Here is a 21,130-nt window from a genome sequence, read left to right on the forward strand (position 1 = left end):
TTATAGGAAAGTAGACTTAGCCGGGAACTTCGCCGTTACAAGAAGAACAGTATCGAGATATTTCATCTCCGTATTGTATAAGTGAGCAACCTCTGTTGCTAATTTGGGTGGTACCGCGGAACCAAAGCCTTTCGTCCCAGTTTTTTGGGAAAGAAGGGCTTTTTTTGTTGGCTTCTTTTCACAACATCCAAACATTTTAGGAGGAAACCACCATGTATCAATCATTAATGACAGTAAGAGAGACTCAAATCGCAATTAAGGAAGTTAAAACATTTTTCGAGGACCAATTAGCAAAACGCCTTGAACTATTCCGCGTATCTGCACCATTATTCGTAACGAAAAAATCAGGATTAAACGATCACCTAAACGGTGTAGAACGTCCAATTGAATTTGATATGTTACATTCAGGAGAAGAATTAGAAATTGTTCATTCACTAGCGAAATGGAAACGATTTGCATTACATGAATACGGATATGAAGCTGGTGAAGGTTTATATACAAACATGAACGCGATTCGTCGTGATGAAGAACTTGATGCAACGCATTCCATTTATGTTGACCAATGGGATTGGGAAAAAATCGTTCAAAAAGAATGGCGTACTGTTGAATACTTACAAAAAACAGTACAAACAATTTATGGAATATTCAAAGATTTAGAAGATCACTTATTTGAAAAATATCCGTTCCTTGGAAAGTATTTACCTGAAGAAATTGTTTTCGTTACTTCTCAAGAATTAGAAGATAAATATCCAGAATTAACACCGAAAGATCGTGAACATGCAATTGCAAAAGAACACGGTGCAGTCTTCATTATCGGAATTGGTGATGCACTTCGTTCAGGTGAAAAGCATGACGGACGCGCAGCTGATTATGACGATTGGAAATTAAACGGTGACATTTTATTCTGGCACCCAGTACTACAATCTTCATTTGAGTTATCATCAATGGGAATTCGTGTTGATAGTAAATCACTTGATGAGCAGTTAACGAAAACTGGTGAAGACTTCAAACGTGAGTATGATTTCCATAAAGGTATACTAGAAGACGTACTACCATTAACAATCGGCGGTGGCATTGGACAATCAAGAATGTGCATGTACTTCTTACGTAAAGCACATATCGGTGAAGTTCAATCTTCTGTATGGCCTGACGATTTACGTGAAGCTTGCAAGAAAGAAAACATTCATCTGTTTTAATAGAAGTAAGGGAATAGCTTAAATATATAGCTATTCCCTCTTTTTTATAAAACTTCACTTGCTTATTTATTACCGAGTTCTTCCGCCAAACCGATTAAAATTCCTTCGACTCCACGAATGTAGCAGAGACGATACGAGTTCTCGTACTGAACTACTTCGCCAACGAGCTCTGCACCATGCTTAGTGAGTTTGGATACCATTTCGTCAATATCCTCGACAGTGAACATGACGCGTAGATAACCGAGGGCGTTTACAGGAGCTGTTCGGTGATCTGCTATAGTAGGAGGGGTGAGAAATCGCGAAAGTTCAATTCGGCTGTGGCCATCTGGAGTGACCATCATAGCGATTTCTACGCACTGAGAACCGAGTCCAGTTACGCGACCAGCCCATTCACCTTCGACATTTGCTCGACCTTCGAGATTCAAGCCAATCTCCTCAAAGAAAGAGATTGCGTTATCAAGGGATTCTACAACGATGCTGACATTGTCCATTCGTAGTAATTTGTTTTTTGCCATAGTCTTATCTCCTTATGTATAAAAGTTTATTATTTAATTATCCTCATAATTATACTACTAAGTAGTTACAAATTCCTTTCAGTCAAAAACACCTTGTCACAGTATAGGAAAATGTGACAAGGTGTTTTTTAATATATCATATAGCATCTTGTTAACGAATAGCTTTTTATTTAATAGGAAGGAAGTAGATTAATATGTTTTTTTTATAAGCGTTACTAAACATATCAAATTAGCTCATTTGCACGAAAGGCTCAATTTTCGCCATAAATGATTGATGCAGCGCCTCAACGCCTGTTACTAAATGAAGGCGGTCAATAACGACAGACACTTTAATTTCTGATGTACTTACCATTTTAATATGAATATCTTCTTCTTTTAAAGTAGTGAACATATTTGCAGCGACACCTGGGTTAGATACCATGCCAGATCCTACGATTGATACTTTTGCTAAGTGATTTTCATGTTCTACAGATTCATAGTGAAGAGTTTCTTGATTTTGTTCCAAAACTTCTAAAGTTTCTCTTAAATCATTCGAGTGAATGGAGAAGGAGAGATGTACAGTTCCTTCATTTGTAATACTTTGAATGATGATATCTACATTAATGTGTGCTGCTGCTAATGTAGAGAAAACTGTTGAAAGCGAGCCTTGTTCTAGTCCTTTAATTGTGACACGTGTAATATTATCCTCAAATGCAATACCTTTAACGATTGATTGTTGTTCCATGTTACATTCTCCTTTTACAATTGTTCCGTTTTCTTGTTCCATACTTGAGCGAACTTCTAAAACTACGTTATGATTTTTAGCAAACTCAACGGCGCGCGGGTGTAATACGCCAGCACCGAGATTAGCAAGCTCTAACATTTCGTCATAAGAAATTTCGTCTAATTTGTAAGCATCTTTTACAACTCGTGGATCCGTCGTATATACGCCTGTAACATCCGTATAAATATCACATTTTTTTGCTTTAAGTGCAGCGGCTAATGCGACAGCAGTTGTATCAGAACCGCCTCGTCCAAGCGTTGTAATTTCAAAATCTTCACTGACTCCTTGGAAACCAGCTACAATAACAATCGTACCTTCAGCAAGATAAGATTGAATACGATCTGTATGAATGTCAGTAATCCGTGCACTACTATGTACAGATTCTGTCGTGATACCTGCTTGCCACCCTGTTAATGAAATTGCATGATAGCCTTTTGCTTGCAGTGCCATTGTTAATAATGAAATAGTTACTTGTTCTCCTGTAGATAGAAGCATATCCATTTCACGTTTACTTGGATTTTCTGTGATAGCGTTAGCGAGTGCGACAAGTTCATCTGTGCTTTTTCCCATTGCTGAAACGACAGAGACAATGCTATGACCTCGTTCATATTCTTCAATAATTAAATTTGCTACATGTTGAATGCGTTCGACGCTTCCGACAGAAGTGCCACCAAATTTTTGAACAATTGTTTCCATTACAAATTCCTTCTTTCGTCTATTTTTAAGAATAGATTAGGAAATATATCAATCCCAATACTCCTGTAGTTACCAGAAAGACAAACAAAAAACACCATCTCAAATAAGTGAGGATGGTGCTGTTACAGGAAAAGGGAAACAGAAAACGGAGCTAATAAAAAAACCGCCAAAAAAGGAATATCATAAAAAATGATATCTCTTTTTTGTAGATAGCTCTTCATACGTACACGTCTGTACATATGACAGTTCTGTTTCTATTCGAAAACAGCCCCAATTGATAAATGCAGAGAAATTTATCAATTTCGGCAATACTTCCTTTCATCTAAGTTCATAGACATCTCTGTGTCTCCATTAGAATACTCATAAGTATCGCAACCTCTATCTCACGTTTTAGGCGAGAGTGTTTGATTTATGAAGTTGTTGGTAACATTTGTTTTATAATAATTTAAATTTTTCGGGGAATCAAGTGTTTTATATATATTTTAAAAATTCTTTCTTTTTTCTGAGGAAGTTTGTGAAAAATGTAGCAAAATAAATTCATTGCATGTACATTAAACTTATAGTGCATAGGAGGTGGGGAGAATGAAAAGGAAACAGCCTATTTATGTTGCGACAAAAATGAACACGACGATGGAAAAATTATGGGAATATACGCAAGAACCACATATACATACAGTGTGGGATGCTCGCTTTACTGAAATTTCGTATTTAGAGAAAAAAGAAGGAGAACCACAGAAGTTTTTGTATAAAACAAAGATTGGATTTGGGCTTGAAATAGCTGGAGAAGGGGAATCAATAGGTGAAATAAGAAAAGAAACTGGTGAAAGAATTTCTTCTTTAAAATTTTGGACGGATAATACATTATCTCTTATTCAAATAGGACGTGGTTATTGGAAGTATACGCCAAATAAAGAATACATCCATTTTGAGACACAATATGATTATGATACAAGATTTGGTCGTGTAGGGAATGTAATAGATTGCTATATATTTCGGCCGTTATTAGGTTGGGCGGCTGCTTGGAGTTTTGATGCTTTAAAATTATGGTTAGAAAAGGGGCTTCATCCTAGGTTACTAATTAGAAGAACAATGACGTATTGGCTCGTATGTTTTTTATTTGCTTTTGTATGGATATATCAAGGGATAGTGCCAAAACTACTGTTTACTCATTTAGAAGAAGTAAAGATGCTTTCTGTATTAATCGGTTCAAATGAAAGTAGTATATGTATACTTAAAATAATTGGGATGTTAGAAATAATTTTCGGCGTCGTATGGCTGTTGCCAATAATAAAACGAAAATTATTTATACTGCATATTATTGTATTACTAGTTTTAACGTTAGCAGCAGGATTTACGAATATTGCAAGCTTTACAGGGCCGTTTAATCCGATTACATTAAATGTTCTTCTAATGGGGTTATCAATTGTCGGTTATATAAATAGTTTCGATTTACCAAGCGCGAAAAATTGCAAGAGGGCGAGAAAGGGATAAGTGTATGGCTAATATGTATGAACGATTATTAGGGGATACCTATAAAAATCTTCATCCTGAATTGCAGAAGCGTTATGCGATTACAGAAGAGAATAGTTTTACAGGGGAAGGAAAAATGGATGAAATTTACGGTGGCTCTTTTTTCGTGAAATTTATATTGAAAATTACATCGAAGTTTCGAATGTTTTTCTCGGAACGAGGAGAGGAAATTCCATTTACGATACAAAACATAGCTGAGCGAGATGAATATGGACAAGAATTAGTAAGGTGGAACCGTACTTTTTATTTCCATAATAAGAAAAGATATTTTAATGCAGTTATGCAGTTTGATGAAAACAAAAATGAAATTGTAGATTATTTTGGCGAACCACATTTACTCGTTTCTACACTGCATTTTCATATCGATGAGTTAGGGGCAATGCATATTTCTTCAAAGAAACAATGGTTTTATATGTTTGGAAGAAAAATGCAGTTACCAAAATTTTTGTATGGTGAAGCAAAAATTGTTGAAAGTTATGATGCAACACTACAGTGTTTTCGAATTCATGTACAAGTACGAAACCCGTTAATTGGCTCGCTTTTTTCATATAAGGGAACATTTGTGGAAAGGAAATAAACGATATGAAAAATATAATATTTGGGCTTGCTTGTTATGTTGTTTTTCTAATATATGAGTGGTCGAATATAAATCCTGTTGAAGCAATTATATTATTGTCTGTTTTATTATTTATACCAATGTCACTTTGTATTATTGATAAAAGAAAAAGAGATGGATCGTATTTATTATTTTATAAATTCGTATCGTTTTTATATCCAATCGCAGCAATTTGTGCAATGCTAGCTTTCGTCACAAATTACAATGTATTTGCGCTAGTTTGGTTTGTATATACAGGAATTGTTGCGTTATTTGGTGTAAGTAGATTGCTAGAAAGAGGATGGAAGCCGTTAGAAGAAATCGCCATAGATAGTGCGTTTATTTATTTGTTTTTAGGTGGTTTTTGGTTTTTTGCTTCAGTAGCAAAACTTTCAATTATGCATTTTAGCTCTGACATTGTTTTACTCACAGCAGCGCATTTTCATTATTCGGCGTTTCTATTGCCATTATCAGCTGGTTTAATAGGGAGAAAAAGAGAAAAGAGAAGTAAAGTATATGATGCTATTATGTTTATCATCATGATTTCACCTATGACAGTTGCAATAGGAATTACATACTCGAGAATATTTGAATTTTTTGCAGTGCTCCTATATTTATGTGCCATTTATGGATATGGATTTTACGTTTGGAGAGCAAAATTTAATGCTATCAGTGCAAAGATTCTTTTAATCGTTTCGTCTAGTACACTCATGGTTACAATTATGTTCTCACTTATATATTCATACGGAAATTTGAAGCATGTAATGACGATTACAATTGCTCAAATGGTTTGGATTCACGGTGTTGTCAACGGAATTGGAGTAGCGTTACCGGCATTTGTCGGCTGGATGATCGAAAAGAGTGTTCCGAATTATAAATACTATGGGAAACCAATGAGTAAATTAAGAGGAAGTGTGGCAATTGGTGAGGCTTTTTTATATAGTGGCAATTTAGTAGGCAGTAAGGAATACAACGGTTTAGTTGATCAAATAACTGATTTTCATAGTGAGTCATTTGACGTGACGAAGGTACCTTTAAGTATTATTCGTTTTTATGAAAATACAACAGAGTATGAGTTGCAATCAAATATTAAATGGGCTCGTTGGTTCCGCCTATTTGCATTTTGTTATGAGAAAATGAGCAAGCATGTAGGACAAATACATTTAGGGATGGGCGGCAATTGGGAAACGATGCATGGCTCTATCATTAGTGTAATAGATGAGAAAGATGGAAGAGAGAATGTAAGGGCTTGGATAAGGAAAAATGAAGCAGGTGAATCTATTTTTGTAGCTCTTTATTCAAAGCATACAAATAAGAATGAGACATATATGAATATCGCCTTACCTTTACCTTATTCGAATATGACTGGTATTTTGAAACTATATAATGATAATCATGATTTAATCATTACTAGTAAGTTAAGAGAAAATGGCCAGGGAGATGAGGGGATTTATTTACATACTCGGTTCTTAACAATCCGTTTACCGTTAGCAGAGACTTTCATCATTACAGAGGGTAAGGATAAAATGTTAACAGCTCATCATAGCATGTGGCTATTTGGACTTGAATTTTTACATATTCATTATAAGATTGAAAAAATTGCACAGAAGTAAGAAAGGCTTGGATGGGTTTCCAAGCTTTTTTATGTATGGGTAATTGTCATAGAAATTTGTTTATCTAGCTCATCATCCCAAACACGTTGAATTTCAAAAGTGCCTTTTTTAAAAAATAATGAGAATCTTTCTTTAAACCAAGTTTGCATAGGAAGCTTTAGTGCGGTATTGATTGCTATCCATAATAATTTGCCCTCAGGTGGGTTTAAAAGAAGTTCACCTTCAAATGAGTCTGTCCAGTAGTTGAATACCATGTACCGAACATTCCCTTTCGGATTTACATATTCATCTAATCCCTTAAAATTTAAATCCGAAACAAGTAATCCGGTTTCTTCTTTTACTTCCCTTATAGCGGCTTGAACGATACTTTCGGGGAAATCTACTTTGCCGCCAGGAGCGATGTAGCCGGGGAAACCTCGATGGTTGGGGCGTTTTATGAGTAAAATTTCATTGTTACGTTGGATCATACACATTGTATAGATCTGGTGTTCGATGTTATGTGGATTTGGAGGCATAATGATGTATTCTCCTTTATATTTTTTGATAATTTTACCATAACATAATTGTTTCTTATATAATTAGAAATATAATATTATAAATTTTCAGTCATATATTATGTATTCTATAGTCATTTGAAAAGAGGGGAGAGACATGCAAGGGGAAATACAAAAGGAGAAAAGTTTAGGTTATATTGGAAAATTATTATTACCAGTTAAAGTATCAACGCACTTTAAGTTTTTATGGATTGGACAATTACTCTCGACCTTAGGTAGTTCGATAACTATGGTCATACTTCCAGTTGTTGTGTATTCATTAACTGGTTCAACAGTTGTAATGGGGATGACGATGGCAATGTACATGCTACCTAATATTCTTGCTTTACCGTTTGCGGGTTTAATTGTAGACCGAATTGATCGGGTTAGGTTAATGTTATTTACGGATATAATCCGCTGTATATTAATGCTATTACTTGCATCGCTTATATTTATGGATTTATTAACAATTACGATTTTATATATTCTCGTTGCCATATACGGACTTATGGAAGGGATATTCCAACCAGCATATTCTGCTGTAAGGGCGAAAGTATTCGTCCCTGAAATTCGTAATGCAGCTAACGCACTCACTCAAATGAGTAATCAAGGTATACGATTAATTGGGCCAGCACTTGGTGGGTTAATCGTATCGGTTGCATCTGCAGGGATAGGTTTCGGACTAGATGCAGCAACGTACTTATTATCATTTTTATGTTTATTATTTTTAAAAGAAATTAAGTTTAAAAAAGTAAAACCCATTGAAAAGAGTAAGCTTAATTACAAACAAGAGTTTATGGAAGGTGTTTTCGTTTTAAAAAGTCATCCGTGGCTGTGGATTACAATTTTAGTTTTTTCTTTTATAAATATTTGTTATGCCGGTATTATCGTCGTATTAATTCCATGGTTATTTAATGTTCATCATCATTTTGAAGCTTACGTGTATGGACTTGGCATGGCCTTTTCTGGTGGTGGGGCTGTAATTGCCGCATTAATATTTGGTGGGAAAGAGCTGTGGCATAAGAGAGGATTACTGGCTTATGGAGGTGTTTTAATGAGTGGCATTGCTTTATTAATTATGCCATTCATTTCTTGGGCACCCGCTTTAATATTCTTAATGGCAATTGAAGGATTTGGCATGATGATATTTGGACTCATTTGGGAAACGAGTTTACAGGAGCTTGTACCAGAAGAAGCATTCGGAAGAGTGGCAAGCCTTGATATGTTGGGTTCTTTTGCTTTATTGCCATTAGGATACGTAGTTGTAGGCTGGTTAGCTACTGTCATAGGTGGCGAGATAACTATTATAACACTAGCTAGTTTAGTAATTTTAACAATTGGAATCGCATTGTCTGTACCGAGTATTCGTCGATTTAATTGATTATATGGGAAAAGAGGGCTAGACCTATATAGAAAATAACTTAGCATATAATCAACTAGTATTAATAAAACATCTTTGTAATGAAAAGCCTTCCATACACATTTGGCACAAAAAAATTAGTATGGAAGCAACAAAAATAGAAATCACAAAAGAAGTGACGGAAGCGATACAAGTAGGTTTCAAAAAAGAAGAATAAGCCCTAAAGAAATTAGGACTTATTCTTCATTAAATACAAATGTTTGTTTCATTTTTTTACCTTCATTTACCGGATGGCCGTTATAAGAGAAATTCTTTTCTTCCCAAGTGATCACAACTTTAAAATTATGACTATTAAAGTCTAATGGGAATACCATGTAGTCAAAGCTTGTATGACTTTTAGAAATGTTTTCATTAGGTGTAGAAGGTTTAAAGGTAGCTTTAGAGGTAGGATTGTTATCAAGTATTTCCACAGATACATTTGATACATCATGACCGATGTTTTTTACGAGTAAACTATACGTATCAAATACACCTTGTTTTGGCTGGATTGCTTGCTTGTTTGGATTATGGGATTTATCAATTTCGACATACCATTGTTTAGACTTTGACGCAATCGGCAGTGACTGAAATGTGTAAGCACTAGCTTGCATTGGTAGTGCTAAACATATAAGCGTAAAGAGAGTTAATATTTTTCGTTTCATTTTTTAAGAGCTCCCATTCTTTAATGGATTTACTTGTTATTATCTTCTTTTTACGAGTTAATATACCATATAATGTAAAGTGGTTATTGTGAGTAGTGAATTAATATATTATTCACTACTCTTATAGCTGGCATAATTACGTATGTAGTAAGAAAGAATAAATTTGTTTTTTCTATACTTAGATTACTGCCCCTTTTAAAAGGGCTATTTTTACGTTTTAATAAAAAAAATATACTAAGAATTCCGTATAAATTATTTATTTTAATGTAGTTAAATGTGCTTGTATATGTGAAATTAGAGAGGGAAGCTGTGTAGAGATGTTTCTACACAGCTATTTAGGATATGAAAAAATTACCAAAAATATGTTAAAATAACATTGTCATACAACAAGGGGGATTTGTTTTATGGAAAATGGACATCTTGCTAAAGTAGACTTAACGAAAAAAATTGAATCAAAATCTAAGTACAATAAGAAATTAGAAAAATATCAAAGGCGCTTATTAGCATTACAACAAATTTTGAAAGAAGAAAAAATCGCGGTTATGCTTGTTATGGAAGGATGGGATGCGGCTGGTAAAGGTGGGGCAATTAAGCGGGTGACGGAACATCTTGACCCACGTGGGTTCCAAGTAGATCCAATTGGAGCGCCTGCACCTCATGAAAAACGTTACCATTATTTGCAACGTTTCTGGCGCAAAATTCCACAGTACGGGCAAATTACCATTTTTGATCGCTCATGGTACGGTCGTGTGTTAGTTGAGCGTGTTGAAGGTTTTGCTACAAAGGAAGAGTGGATGAGAGCATATGATGAGATTAATGATTTTGAAAAACTACTAACAGATGACCATTACATAATGGGGAAGTTCTTCTACCATATAAGTAAAGAGGAACAGTTAAAGAGATTTAAAGATAGAGAGAAAAATCCTTTGAAAAGATGGAAAATTACAGACGAAGATTGGCGTAATCGTGAAAAATGGGATGAATATGTTGAAGCGATGGAAGACATGTTTGAAAAAACAAGTAAGCCAAATGCGAAGTGGCATATTATTGAAAGTAACGATAAATTGTATGCTCGTGTGAAAACGTTAAAAATTATTATTTCATTCATTGAGGATTATTTCTTAGAACATGGTATAGAATTGCCTTCTTATTATTATGAAATGAAAGAGGATATTGAAGTTTTGCAAGATGTAGGTGTGAAAGAGTAAAAAAGAAAATGGCCCTGTGAATTGGTGAAACCAAATTCTGGGGCTTTTTTATTTAGAAACATTTTACAATTAACAGAATAAGGTATATAATCAATAATCATATTAACATTGTTAATATGATTATTGATTATATAATGTGTGGGGGTTTTACTTTGAAGGGAAGAGATGTTGTTTTAGGTTTATTAATGGAAAAGGAATTGTCTGGTTACGATATTAAAATTGTGTTTGAAGACGTATTTACTCATTTTTTTGATGGAAGTTTTGGAATGATTTATCCAACGTTACGACAATTGGAGAATGAAGGGAAAATAAAAAAAGAGGTTGTCATGCAAGAGGGGAAACCGAATAAGAAAATGTACTTTATTACAGATGAAGGACGTGAAGAGTTTTATCAATACATGCAGACGCCTGTAGAGAAGGATGTTTTACGTTCGGATTTTTTAATGAGAATGTATTTTGGTAACTATAGTGATGATGTAACAATAAAAAAATGGATTAAAGATGAAATTGAAAGAAAAGAAGCGTACATTGCAGATCTTCGATTGAAATATGAAAAGTGGAGAGTAGGTATTACTTTCGTCGAAGAAATTTCACTAGATGTAGGTATTGCATCGTATAGTGCACAAGTGGAGACTTTGAAGAAAAAATTAGAAGAGTTAGAGGCGAAAGAAAACAATAAAACAGAAGAATGAAAAACGCGTTCACAATAAATAAAGGGGTATATAAAGATGGAGCAATCAAAGGGTATTAAGATTGTCTTTTTAATGTGTCTAGGTATCTTTCTTTGTATGATTGATACGACAATTATGAATATAGCTTTACCGGCAATACAATCGAGTGTAAATACTTCGTTAGAAAAGATGTCTTGGGTATTAAATGTTTATACAATGACGATTGCAGTACTTGCCATTCCGTTAGGGCGGATAGCTGATATCTTTGGAAAAGCAAAGATGTATATTCTGGGTCTGGTGATTTTTGGTGGTGGATCGGTACTTTGCGCTTTTGCTAATACAGGTGATTTTCTTATTTTTTCTCGTTTTATACAAAGTATTGGGGCAGCGATTTTATTTCCAACAAGTATGGTAATTGGTGTATCAGCTATGCCATTAGCTAAGAGGCATGTTGCGCTTGCGATTTTAGGAGTAACACAAGGATTGTCAGCTGCTATGGGACCAGTAATAGGTGGAATTATTACGCAAAATTTAGGATGGAGATGGGTGTTCTTCGTTAATGTTCCGGTTTGTATAATAGGAATCGTGTTATGTTGCATCATGCTACAAATAAAAAATGAAGAACGTATTATCTCAAAAATAGATTGGATAGGACTACTATTAAGTAGCACAGCAATTTTTTCATTTACTCTCATATTAGTAAAAGGTAATACATGGGGATGGCAAAGTAATATTGCTTTGTCTTGTTATGCAATTAGCACTATTTCTCTTATTCTATTTATTTTAGTAGAACGAAAGATTCATAACCCAATGGTGAATTTAAAGTTATTTCAAGATCGAATGTTTGTCGGAGCGTCGATCGTTGTTATATTGAGTAATTTATTTTTAATTGGAGTTACTGTATTGCTTCCAACATTCTTGACGAAACTACAGGGTCGAACGGAAATTGAAGCGGCTTTTTTAGTGACACCTATTTCAGCAATGATATTTTTTGTCTCACCAGTTGCAGCAACTTTAATTAAAAAACTCGGAAAAGTAACTATTATTTTGTCAGGATTTCTTGTTATGGGGCTTTCCTACTATTGGTTGCAAATGATTGATGTTCATTCAACAAATATAGAAATTATTATTCCATGTATGATATTAGGTGTTGGATATGGTTTAGTAGTGGGGCCAATTACAGTTTTAAGTGCGTCTTCGTTTGAAGGAGAATTGTTAACTGCTTCTCAAAGTGTTGTATCAATGTTACGACAAGTTGGAATTGTATTGGCAGTCGCAATATTTGTCTCTAACTTAACTCACAATTTAACTGTAAATAAAGAAAAAGTATATCGTTATGCAGAAGAAAAGGTGTGTACTATTCATGTGAATAGTACTGAGCAAACTGAAATTTTACAAATGACTAAAGAGAAAATAGAGAATCAAAGTTTAGAGTCGAATATAAATAAGAAACAAAATGCAATGACAATGGGATTAAGTAAAGAGAAAAAGGAAGAATTGATTCGCGACAAGACGGATGAAATATTAAGAAAAGTTCCAGTAGAATATAGAGATGTAAAAAGAGAAGAAGTTATGAGGAAAGTGACAAAAGAAGTTGAAAAACAAGAGGAAAGTATAAAGAAAGAGGTACTCACATTTTCAAATGATGTGAATCATTATGCCAAGAATCAGATGGCTATGAGTTTTACAGATTTATATAAAGCAAGTGTGCCAATTATTTTAATTTGTGCTTTCGTAAGTTTGTTGTTTTGGGAAGGGAAAGCTTTGAGTAAAAAGAGAAGGGGAAGATTAGTAGAAGAAGCGTAAAGAAAAACAGGCTATAGCAGCCTGTTTTTTTTCATTGTTTTCTCCTTGCATATTGTGAATGGTAGTATTTTTAATATAGCATGGGATAAGTCGAGTATGATTAGAAAGTTTTTTAGAATGAAAGGAAGGAATGGAAAATGCCATTGAATATGTAACGTTATACATAGTACATTAACAAGAGGGATTAATTTTAAAAGGAGGATGGGGAATTGCTAGATAAGGCAGGGGCTTTAATAGATAATCATGTGTACACAGAAGAAGAGCAACAAAAACTATACAAACGAACGTTAATAATCGTCAGCATTTCACAAATGTTTGGCGGTGCAGGACTAGCTGCTGGTATTACAGTGGGAGCACTTCTTGCGCAGCAAATGCTTGGAACAGATGCGTTTGCAGGATTACCAACTGCTATGTTTACATTAGGATCGGCATTAGCAGCTTTCATAGTAGGGAAGCTTTCGCAACGATATGGACGCCGGATAGGTCTTGCAACAGGGTTTATAGTGGGTGGATTTGGAGCGATTGGTGTTGTAATGGCAGCTTTAACGAACAGCATTATTCTTTTACTTATTTCTTTACTCATATATGGTGCCGGTACAGCCACGAATCTACAAGCTCGTTATGCAGGTACAGATTTAGCAGATAAGAAGCAGAGAGCAACGGCTGTTAGTATTACGATGGTAATGACGACTTTCGGTGCAGTTGCAGGACCAAATTTAGTAGGGGTAATGGGAAGTTTTGCTCATTCAATTGGAGTTCCTAAACTTGCAGGTCCGTTCATACTATCGGCAGCAGCATTTATACTGGCGGGTCTAGTTCTTTTTGTTATGCTTCGTCCAGATCCTTTGATTATTGCTAACATAATAGAAAGATATAAACAGGAACATACATATAAAGGACAACCAATAATAGAAGAAGCGAAAGAAAATAAACGAGGTATTACAGTTGGAGCAATCGTAATGATACTTACGCAAATCGTGATGGTTGCGATTATGACGATGACGCCAGTTCATATGGGACACCACGGTCACGGTTTAAGTGCAGTAGGACTTGTGATAGGTTTTCATGTAGGTGCAATGTATCTTCCATCTCTCGTTACAGGAATGTTAATTGATAAAATTGGCCGAACTACAATGAGCATAGCTGGTGGAGTGATTTTACTTGCAGCGGGTGTCATAGCTGCGATAGCGCCAAGTGATTCTTTATTATTATTAATCGTTGCTCTGTCTTTACTTGGGCTAGGATGGAACCTCGGATTGATAAGTGGTACAGCACAAATCGTTGATTCCACAACACCGTCTACACGTGCTAAAACACAAGGGAAAATAGATGTTTTTATTGCGCTAGCTGGAGCTTCTGGTGGGGCAATGTCAGGTATGGTAGTAGCGAATTCAAGTTATGCGGCATTGTCATTGGCTGGAGGCGTGTTAGCGTTATTACTTATTCCTGTTGTGATATGGTCTCGAAAAGGGGCAAGAAATTAAATGAAAAAGAGGTTCTAGTTACTGACTAGAGCCTCTTTTTATACACTTAAATTAAATTCCACTCTACAATAAGCCCTAAATGCGTAAGTCCGCCACCAAATCCGTATAGTAAAAGTGTGTCTCCGTTATTTAATTTCCCTTCTTTTATAGCTAAATTTAAAGCGAGTGGAATGGTGACTGAAGAGGTATTCCCCATATATTCCACGCTCGTTAATGTTTTTTGTATTGGAATTTGAGATTTTTCGCAAATAGATTCGATCATTCGTAAGTTAGCGCTGTGGGGTATGAACCAGTCTATATCATCTACTTGCATATTTACGGTATGTAATAAATTTTTTATGCCTTTTGGTACTGTGCGTGTTGCCCATTTATATACTTCTCTTCCATTTTGAACGATTTTTTCATTTGTTTGCAGTGGTGTGCCATTCATAGTAGTAGATAAGTTTGTTCTATATAGATGAATGCCGCCATCACCGTTTGTTCCCATGTGAGCAGCGATAAAGCTTGGGGTGTTTTCATCTCTTTCTAATAAAATAGCTCCAGCACCATCACCGAATAAAATACAGGTCGTTCTATCGGTATAATCAGTAACTTTAGATAATGTCTCTGTCGCTACGACAAGTACTTTTTCATGTGATCCAGAAGTGATTAAGCTATTACCGACGTGTAGTCCATATGTAAAACCAGCACAAGTTGCATTTAAATCAAAAGCTAGTGTATGAGGTATGTTGAAGTATTGTTGTATTTGGCAAGCAACACTAGGGAAAACGTAATCAGCAGTAGTAGTAGCGACAATGATACAGTCGATATCTTCTAAGTTTTTCTTATATGTTGTACATAAATTTTCAATTGCTTTAATGGCTAAGTTTGAAGAGTATTCTTCGCCGCTAGCGATTCTTCTTTCCTTCATTCCTGTTCTTTGTACAATCCATTCATCATTCGTATGGACCATCTTTTCTAAATCGTTATTAGACAATATTTGATCTGGAACATAAGTACCAATTGCAGTAATACGAGATTTAGAATGCATAGGAACATCTCCTAACTTTTATTTTTATAACCTGATACTAATATCAGGTTATAAAAATGTCAATAAAGATTTTTGTTGTATTAAAATGATAATACTTAACTTACTATGAAGGAATTTGGCGAGTGCTGTAAAAATAATATACGAGAAGTTTCTAAAATTGATAATGAAGGGAGTTGAGCTCCTTGAAAAGGATTTTACACATGTTTCCTGTCGTTATCATTTATAGCTTTATTCTTATTATTTTTCCAGAGAAATCTTATGCTTGTGATTGTATTAAAGTATCAACAGAAGATGCATTTCAAAAAAACGATGTAGTGTTTGAGGGAAAAGTAATTGAGGTTGGAAGGAAAGCAGGGGTTGGAACTGAAGTGTTATTTGAAGTGAAGAAAATTTGGAAAGGGACAACTTCTTCGCAAATTATCGTATATACAAAGGGTGGTGATTGTATGTTTCGCTTTGTAGAAGGAGGAGAGTACTGAGTATTTTCTACTCAAAGAGGATCAGAAAAACAATTACACACAAATAGTTGTAGTGGAACGAAGAGATTGGATGAGGCAGGGGCGGACAAAGCGGCTTTAAGTCAAATTGCAAAAGAGTCTGTTCCGACGAAGAAAGTGGATTTAAAAGGTGAGATGGTGAGCGGTTTAAATTGGCGGCAAGTTGCTATTATTTCCATTGGTTTGTTATTGATGATTGTTTTTGTTATTTTTATTGTGAGAAAAACTCGCAAAAAATGACGATTAAAGTAAAAATATAAAGATTTTCTTTCGTGTGATATAGGTTGTTAAACCTTGTGAAAGCGAATTACTTATGCTACACTTTATGTAACTTAAAATGAACGGAGGGGCTTCCTTTGATCTTAATCAGATTACGTCTCAATACTTTGTGCCAATAATTGAATAGCGCTCAAAGGCTCTGTCTGTGTACAGAGTGAACGGGATTGGTCTGCCTATTTTAAAGGAACCCTTTATTAAGCTTATATGTGAAAAAGAGGGAGGGACGAATACGCCCTCTTTTTGTTTTGCCTTTATAAATAGAATGGGGTTGTATAAGTGAACACTTACTGTGGATACGTATACAATCTTGGGACTTTTTGACTATAAAATAGGATGAAAGCATAGCTTTCTTCTATTTCTTTGGTGAACCCTTATCCGTTTACGAAAACACAGGCAGCGACCTGTGTTTTTTATTTTACGTAATCGAAATGGAGGAATAAATATATGGAAGAAGTATTACAAAGAGCAGTTTTAGTTGGAGTAAATGTAGGTAATGAAGATGATTTTGCATATTCGATGGAAGAGTTAACAAATCTTGCGGAAGCTTGTGATGTAGAGGTAATTGGGCAAGTAACGCAAAATTTACAACGAGTAAATCCATCGCATTATATCGGAAAAGGAAAGATTGAAGAAGTTGCAGCGTATGTACAAGAAATAGATGCGAATATGGTTATCTTTAATGATGAATTATCTCCTTCACAAATTCGAAATTTAGAAGAGGATTTAGATTGTAAGGTAATTGATCGTACCATTTTAATTTTAGATATTTTTGCGCAACGTGCGAAAACGAAAGAAGCACAGCTACAAGTAGAAGTAGCACACCTTCAGTATATGATGCCTCGTTTAATCGGTCTTCGTGAATCGTTAGGGAGACAGAGCGGCGGCGTTGGTACGAAAAATAAAGGTGTCGGTGAAAAGAAGTTAGAGTTAGACCGTCGTAAAATTGAAGAACAAATTTCAGTTTTGAATAAAGATTTAGAAGCGCTCGTTGCCCAGCGTCAAACGCAGCGAAAGCAGCGTAAGAAAAATGAAATACCTGTTGTAGCATTAGTAGGTTATACGAATGCAGGAAAGTCAACGACGATGAATGCAATGCTTGAAATTTATAATGGTACAGAAGAAAAACAAGTATTTGAAAAAGATATGTTATTCGCGACGTTAGAAACATCTGTACGAAATATTGATTTGCCAGATAATAAATCATTTTTATTAACAGATACAGTTGGATTTGTAAGTAAATTACCACATCATCTTGTGAAGGCGTTCCGTTCAACGTTAGAAGAAGTAGCGGAAGCAGACCTACTTATTCACGTTGTAGATTACGCAAATCCAAATTATGAACAATTAATTGATATTACAAATGAAACGTTAAAGAAAATTGGAGTAGAAAATATTCCAACGATCTATGCTTATAATAAATCAGATATGGTAGATGTTGAAATTCCGAAAGTGCAAGAAGATCGCGTTTATTTATCAGCGAAGAAACATGTTGGAATTGAAGAACTTGTAGAAATGATTCGCTCACACATCTATAAAGAATATACGAAGTGTGAAATGTTAATTCCATATGATCAAGGACAGGTAGTTTCGTATTTCAATAATCATGCACACGTTTTATCTACGAGTTACGAAAACGAAGGTACCAAATTACAAATAGAATGTAAGACGAGTGATTACGAGAAGTATAAGCATTTTGCAATTTAATGTAAGAGGCAACCCAGTATGTGATTGGGTTGTCTTTTTTTTTTGTACTGTTTTACCGCTGAAAGTTACAAGGATGCAAGCCAATGACGGGAGTTAAGTTATATTTCTGGAAAAAGAAATGAAAGCAGTATAGAATAGAAATGTTTCAAAAGTCAGAATTTATTACACCTACTGTAATAAATATATTTTTTGTACAGAAAGGAGCGATTCACATATGCAGGCAGTTTCGCAAAAAAACACAGTAGAAACACCGACAATATATCGAATATTATTTGCGATTAGCTTTGGACATTTTTTAAATGATTCGATGCAAGCAGTTGTGCCGGCGTTGTTTCCTATTTTGGAAAAAACGATGAATTTATCCTATATGCAAGTAGGGTGGATTGCGTTTGCGTTAAATATGACGTCATCGATTATGCAACCGGTGTTTGGTATGTATTCAGATAAGAAGCCGTCACCATTTTTATTACCACTCGGCATGTTTTCAAGTATGCTTGGAATGATTGGACTCGCGTTTGCACCAAACTTTATTATTGTTATTATTTCTGTTTTATTTATTGGTTTAGGTTCCGCAGTCTTTCATCCAGAAGGCGCTCGTGTTGCGTATATGGCGGCAGGTGCAAAACGAGGGTTAGCGCAAGCGATTTATCAAGTTGGGGGAAACACGGGGAATTCTTTAGCTCCTATTTTTACAGCGCTAATTTTCGTTCCACTCGGTCAAATTGGTTCATTAGGTTTTACAGCATTTGCAGCAGTAGGAATTGCATTATTAATTTTCGTATCGAATTGGTACAAAAATGAATTAGCAACCGGTGCTGTAAGAAGGAAGAAGAGGGCTGCACTTGAGGCGGAAAATGCAATTGTAAGTACACACATTAAATTCGTTATTATACTTCTTGTTTTTCTTACTTTTGTACGCTCTTGGTACGGTGCTGGTATCGGGAATTTCTATCAATTTTACTTAATAGAGCATTACGGTTTATCTATAAAAAATGCCCAGTATTTCGTATTCGCATTTATGATTGCTGGTGTGTTAGGCACTTTCTTCGGAGGACCGTTAGCAGATCGATTTGGTAAGAAAAATATCATCGTATTTTCAATGTTAGGTTCAGCGCCACTTGCACTGTTATTACCACATGTCTCACTTGTGTGGGTCGTACCGTTATTTTTATGTATCGGTTTTATTAGTTCAAGTAGTTTTAGTGTAATTGTTGTATATGCACAAGAGCTTGTGCCTGGAAAAGTGGGAATGGTGTCAGGATTAATCGTAGGTCTTGCATTTGGACTTGGAGCATTAGGTGCTGTAGTTCTTGGGAAATTAGCAGATATATATAGCCTGCAATTTATTATGCTATTATGTAGTTGTCTACCATTAATTGGACTCACTTCATGGTTACTGCCAAGTGATAAGAAAACGATAGAATAGGGGATGCGCTATGAAATTGTGTGAAAACGTTACGGAATTAATAGGAGATACACCTGTCGTCCGATTATCTAAATTTATTCCGGAAGACGCAGCAGATGTGTATGTGAAACTAGAAATGTTTAATCCATCGCGCAGTGTGAAAGACCGTGCTGCTTATAATTTACTTCACGTTGCAGAAGAAAATGGTCTCATCAAACCAGGAGATACAATTATTGAACCGACAAGCGGGAATACAGGGATTGGTTTAGCGATGAATGCAGCAGCTAAAGGGTATAAAGCGATTTTAATTATGCCAGATAATATGTCAAAAGAGCGTATTAATTTATTGAAAGCATACGGAGCAGAAGTAGTTTTAACACCAGCAGAACAAAGAATGCCAGGAGCAATTGCGAAGGCGTTAGAACTGCAAAAACAAATACCGAATAGTTTTATCCCGCAACAATTTGAAAATCCAGCTAATCCGAATATTCACCGTTATACGACTGCACTTGAAATTTACGAACAAATGGATGGAGAGCTTGATGCTTTTGTTGCAACGGCAGGAACAGGCGGAACGATTACAGGGACTGGTGAAACGTTAAAAGAGAAATTGCCAAACTTATATATTGCAGTAGTGGAACCGAAAGGATCTCCCGTTTTATCCGGTGGTGTACCAGGTCCTCATAAACTAGTAGGAACAAGCCCAGGATTTATTCCGAAAAACTTAAATACAGAAGTGTATAACGAAATTATTCAAATTGCAGATGAAGAGGCTTTAACGACAATGAGAAACTTAGCTAGACAAGAAGGATTATTAGTTGGGCCATCTTCTGGAGCATCTGTTTACGCTGCAATCATGATAGCGAAACGCCTAGGCGTTGGTAAAAAAGTTTTATGTATTGCGCCTGATACAGGTGAACGTTATTTAAGCATGGGGTTATTTGAATAAAAAGGATAGAAACACCTTAATAGTGAGTAGCTGCTATTAAGGTGTTTGTTTTATGGAATGAAGAGGGGGAGAAGAACAATGAAACTATTAAAACCAATCCATGAATATAGTGAGCATATTACGGCGTATAGACAAGCGTTTTTACACTCAGGGGAACAACCACATGGAAGTAGTTCTTTACAAAACTTTGATTCTCTTGATGAATGGTTTGAAAAAGTGAGTAAACAAGAACTAGGAGAAAATTTACTAGCTAATCGAGTGCCGTCTAGTCAGTTTTTAAGTTTTGAAAAAGGGGAACTTATAGGTTTTGTGAATATTAGACATAGATTAAATCCAGAATTATTACGGGAAAGCGGTCATATTGGATATAGTGTCCATCCGAATAAACGTCGCCACGGTTACGCTACGAAACAACTACAACTTGCATTAGCTGAAGCGCAAAAATTAGGATTGCAGAAAGTATTAATAACTTGCGATAAATCCAATATCGGTTCTGCTAAAACGATTCAAAAGGTTGGAGGTGTGTTAGAAAATGAAGTAGTTTCTTCTCGTACTGGTGAAGTTATTCAGCGCTATTGGATACAAATATGATTAA

18 protein-coding genes, 1 pseudogene, 1 riboswitch and 1 other annotated feature (1 of these 21 cut by a window edge) are annotated in these 21,130 nt (G+C 35.3%); of the genes and pseudogenes, 14 read left to right on the top strand and 5 right to left on the bottom strand.

Features of this window, described 5'->3' with window-relative positions:
* Positions 1-142: a binding site (T-box leader), on the top strand (it extends 117 nt beyond the left edge of the window).
* A gap of 70 nt (positions 143-212) precedes the next feature.
* Positions 213-1,196: an aspartate--ammonia ligase gene (gene asnA / locus ACX9TM_RS09480; protein ID WP_000284917.1), complete on the top strand. Its 984-nt coding sequence runs from the start codon at positions 213-215 to the stop codon at positions 1,194-1,196.
* Between the two features lie 62 nt (positions 1,197-1,258).
* Here asnA and ACX9TM_RS09485 read toward each other — a convergent pair whose 3' ends face one another.
* Together ACX9TM_RS09485 and ACX9TM_RS09490 are read right to left on the bottom strand one after the other, a co-directional pair.
* On the bottom strand, positions 1,259-1,711 hold the full coding sequence (locus ACX9TM_RS09485) for a VOC family protein (RefSeq protein WP_065382355.1): 453 nt from the start codon (positions 1,709-1,711) through the stop codon (positions 1,259-1,261).
* 229 nt (positions 1,712-1,940) lie between these two features.
* Positions 1,941-3,170, bottom strand: a complete 1,230-nt coding sequence (locus ACX9TM_RS09490) for an aspartate kinase (RefSeq protein ID WP_072770229.1) — start codon at positions 3,168-3,170, stop codon at positions 1,941-1,943.
* A 202-nt stretch (positions 3,171-3,372) separates the two neighbouring features.
* A riboswitch (Lysine riboswitch) is annotated at positions 3,373-3,559 on the bottom strand.
* Between the two features lie 193 nt (positions 3,560-3,752).
* Here ACX9TM_RS09490 and ACX9TM_RS09495 point away from each other — a divergent pair.
* The 3 genes from ACX9TM_RS09495 to ACX9TM_RS09505 are packed head-to-tail and all read left to right on the top strand — an operon-like array spanning position 3,753 to position 6,908.
* Positions 3,753-4,661: a DoxX-like family protein gene (locus ACX9TM_RS09495; RefSeq protein WP_202837904.1), complete on the top strand. Its 909-nt coding sequence runs from the start codon at positions 3,753-3,755 to the stop codon at positions 4,659-4,661.
* A 4-nt stretch (positions 4,662-4,665) separates the two neighbouring features.
* Positions 4,666-5,277, top strand: coding sequence for a DUF4166 domain-containing protein (locus tag ACX9TM_RS09500; RefSeq protein ID WP_072770230.1), 612 nt, complete (start codon positions 4,666-4,668; stop codon positions 5,275-5,277).
* Between the two features lie 5 nt (positions 5,278-5,282).
* Positions 5,283-6,908 carry a YndJ family protein gene (locus tag ACX9TM_RS09505; RefSeq protein WP_000789387.1) on the top strand — a complete coding sequence of 542 codons (1,626 nt, stop codon included), beginning with the start codon at positions 5,283-5,285 and terminating at the stop codon, positions 6,906-6,908.
* Positions 6,909-6,937: 29 nt separating this feature from the next.
* Here ACX9TM_RS09505 and ACX9TM_RS09510 read toward each other — a convergent pair whose 3' ends face one another.
* On the bottom strand, positions 6,938-7,423 hold the full coding sequence (locus ACX9TM_RS09510) for an 8-oxo-dGTP diphosphatase (protein ID WP_065382394.1): 486 nt from the start codon (positions 7,421-7,423) through the stop codon (positions 6,938-6,940).
* Between the two features lie 136 nt (positions 7,424-7,559).
* Here ACX9TM_RS09510 and ACX9TM_RS09515 point away from each other — a divergent pair, with 136 nt between their 5' ends.
* Positions 7,560-8,822 (top strand): MFS transporter, encoded by a 1,263-nt coding sequence (locus tag ACX9TM_RS09515; protein WP_065382395.1) that lies wholly within the window; start codon positions 7,560-7,562, stop codon positions 8,820-8,822.
* A 215-nt stretch (positions 8,823-9,037) separates the two neighbouring features.
* Here the strand turns inward: ACX9TM_RS09515 and ACX9TM_RS09520 are convergent, their stop codons facing one another.
* Positions 9,038-9,502, bottom strand: coding sequence for a hypothetical protein (locus ACX9TM_RS09520; protein WP_000823331.1), 465 nt, complete (start codon positions 9,500-9,502; stop codon positions 9,038-9,040).
* Positions 9,503-9,906: 404 nt separating this feature from the next.
* On the opposite strand from ACX9TM_RS09520, the gene ACX9TM_RS09525 reads away from it, so the two are divergent.
* The 4 genes from ACX9TM_RS09525 (at position 9,907) to ACX9TM_RS09540 (ending at position 14,671) form a co-directional block, all read left to right on the top strand.
* A complete protein-coding gene (locus ACX9TM_RS09525) occupies positions 9,907-10,710 on the top strand; it encodes a polyphosphate kinase 2 family protein (protein ID WP_000427315.1) in 804 nt (267 codons plus the stop codon).
* 152 nt (positions 10,711-10,862) lie between these two features.
* Positions 10,863-11,402 (top strand): PadR family transcriptional regulator, encoded by a 540-nt coding sequence (locus ACX9TM_RS09530; protein WP_000678333.1) that lies wholly within the window; start codon positions 10,863-10,865, stop codon positions 11,400-11,402.
* A 36-nt stretch (positions 11,403-11,438) separates the two neighbouring features.
* A complete protein-coding gene (locus ACX9TM_RS09535; RefSeq protein WP_065382542.1) occupies positions 11,439-13,187 on the top strand; it encodes an MFS transporter in 1,749 nt (582 codons plus the stop codon).
* 209 nt (positions 13,188-13,396) lie between these two features.
* The gene (locus ACX9TM_RS09540) at positions 13,397-14,671 is read left to right on the top strand and encodes an MFS transporter (protein WP_000884507.1); all 1,275 of its coding nucleotides are present in this window, start codon (positions 13,397-13,399) and stop codon (positions 14,669-14,671) included.
* 46 nt (positions 14,672-14,717) lie between these two features.
* Here the strand turns inward: ACX9TM_RS09540 and ACX9TM_RS09545 are convergent, their stop codons facing one another.
* The gene (locus tag ACX9TM_RS09545; RefSeq protein WP_065382207.1) at positions 14,718-15,701 is read right to left on the bottom strand and encodes a ketoacyl-ACP synthase III; all 984 of its coding nucleotides are present in this window, start codon (positions 15,699-15,701) and stop codon (positions 14,718-14,720) included.
* Between the two features lie 200 nt (positions 15,702-15,901).
* Here ACX9TM_RS09545 and ACX9TM_RS09550 point away from each other — a divergent pair.
* From ACX9TM_RS09550 to ACX9TM_RS09570, 5 genes and pseudogenes are all read left to right on the top strand, one after another.
* A pseudogene (locus ACX9TM_RS09550) lies at positions 15,902-16,438 on the top strand (cobalamin biosynthesis protein CbiN).
* Positions 16,439-16,921: 483 nt separating this feature from the next.
* Entirely contained in the window at positions 16,922-18,181 is a 1,260-nt protein-coding gene (gene hflX / locus ACX9TM_RS09555) for a GTPase HflX (protein WP_000393283.1), read from the top strand.
* A gap of 214 nt (positions 18,182-18,395) precedes the next feature.
* A complete protein-coding gene (locus ACX9TM_RS09560) occupies positions 18,396-19,607 on the top strand; it encodes an MFS transporter (protein WP_001149412.1) in 1,212 nt (403 codons plus the stop codon).
* A gap of 10 nt (positions 19,608-19,617) precedes the next feature.
* Complete coding sequence (cysK, locus tag ACX9TM_RS09565; RefSeq protein WP_000762273.1) at positions 19,618-20,535, top strand: cysteine synthase A; 918 nt, start codon at positions 19,618-19,620, stop codon at positions 20,533-20,535.
* A gap of 78 nt (positions 20,536-20,613) precedes the next feature.
* Positions 20,614-21,126 (top strand): GNAT family N-acetyltransferase, encoded by a 513-nt coding sequence (locus ACX9TM_RS09570; protein WP_000771271.1) that lies wholly within the window; start codon positions 20,614-20,616, stop codon positions 21,124-21,126.
* The last annotated feature ends 4 nt before the right edge of the window (positions 21,127-21,130 follow it).

The organism is Bacillus sp. LH1, from assembly GCF_057924895.1.

Excerpts from the sequence above, each read along its gene's own strand:
- hflX (WP_000393283.1), top strand. The coding sequence starts at position 16,922 with ATGGAAGAAGTATTACAAAGAGCAGTTTTAGTTGGAGTAAATGTAGGT.
- ACX9TM_RS09560 (WP_001149412.1), top strand. The coding sequence starts at position 18,396 with ATGCAGGCAGTTTCGCAAAAAAACACAGTAGAAACACCGACAATATAT.
- ACX9TM_RS09500 (WP_072770230.1), top strand. The coding sequence starts at position 4,666 with ATGGCTAATATGTATGAACGATTATTAGGGGATACCTATAAAAATCTT.
- ACX9TM_RS09535 (WP_065382542.1), top strand. The coding sequence starts at position 11,439 with ATGGAGCAATCAAAGGGTATTAAGATTGTCTTTTTAATGTGTCTAGGT.
- asnA (WP_000284917.1), top strand. The coding sequence starts at position 213 with ATGTATCAATCATTAATGACAGTAAGAGAGACTCAAATCGCAATTAAG.
- ACX9TM_RS09495 (WP_202837904.1), top strand. The coding sequence starts at position 3,753 with ATGAAAAGGAAACAGCCTATTTATGTTGCGACAAAAATGAACACGACG.
- ACX9TM_RS09525 (WP_000427315.1), top strand. The coding sequence starts at position 9,907 with ATGGAAAATGGACATCTTGCTAAAGTAGACTTAACGAAAAAAATTGAA.
- cysK (WP_000762273.1), top strand. The coding sequence starts at position 19,618 with ATGAAATTGTGTGAAAACGTTACGGAATTAATAGGAGATACACCTGTC.
- ACX9TM_RS09515 (WP_065382395.1), top strand. The coding sequence starts at position 7,560 with ATGCAAGGGGAAATACAAAAGGAGAAAAGTTTAGGTTATATTGGAAAA.
- ACX9TM_RS09490 (WP_072770229.1), bottom strand. The coding sequence starts at position 3,170 with ATGGAAACAATTGTTCAAAAATTTGGTGGCACTTCTGTCGGAAGCGTC.
- ACX9TM_RS09520 (WP_000823331.1), bottom strand. The coding sequence starts at position 9,502 with ATGAAACGAAAAATATTAACTCTCTTTACGCTTATATGTTTAGCACTA.
- ACX9TM_RS09485 (WP_065382355.1), bottom strand. The coding sequence starts at position 1,711 with ATGGCAAAAAACAAATTACTACGAATGGACAATGTCAGCATCGTTGTA.
- ACX9TM_RS09545 (WP_065382207.1), bottom strand. The coding sequence starts at position 15,701 with ATGCATTCTAAATCTCGTATTACTGCAATTGGTACTTATGTTCCAGAT.
- ACX9TM_RS09570 (WP_000771271.1), top strand. The coding sequence starts at position 20,614 with ATGAAACTATTAAAACCAATCCATGAATATAGTGAGCATATTACGGCG.
- ACX9TM_RS09510 (WP_065382394.1), bottom strand. The coding sequence starts at position 7,423 with ATGCCTCCAAATCCACATAACATCGAACACCAGATCTATACAATGTGT.
- ACX9TM_RS09505 (WP_000789387.1), top strand. The coding sequence starts at position 5,283 with ATGAAAAATATAATATTTGGGCTTGCTTGTTATGTTGTTTTTCTAATA.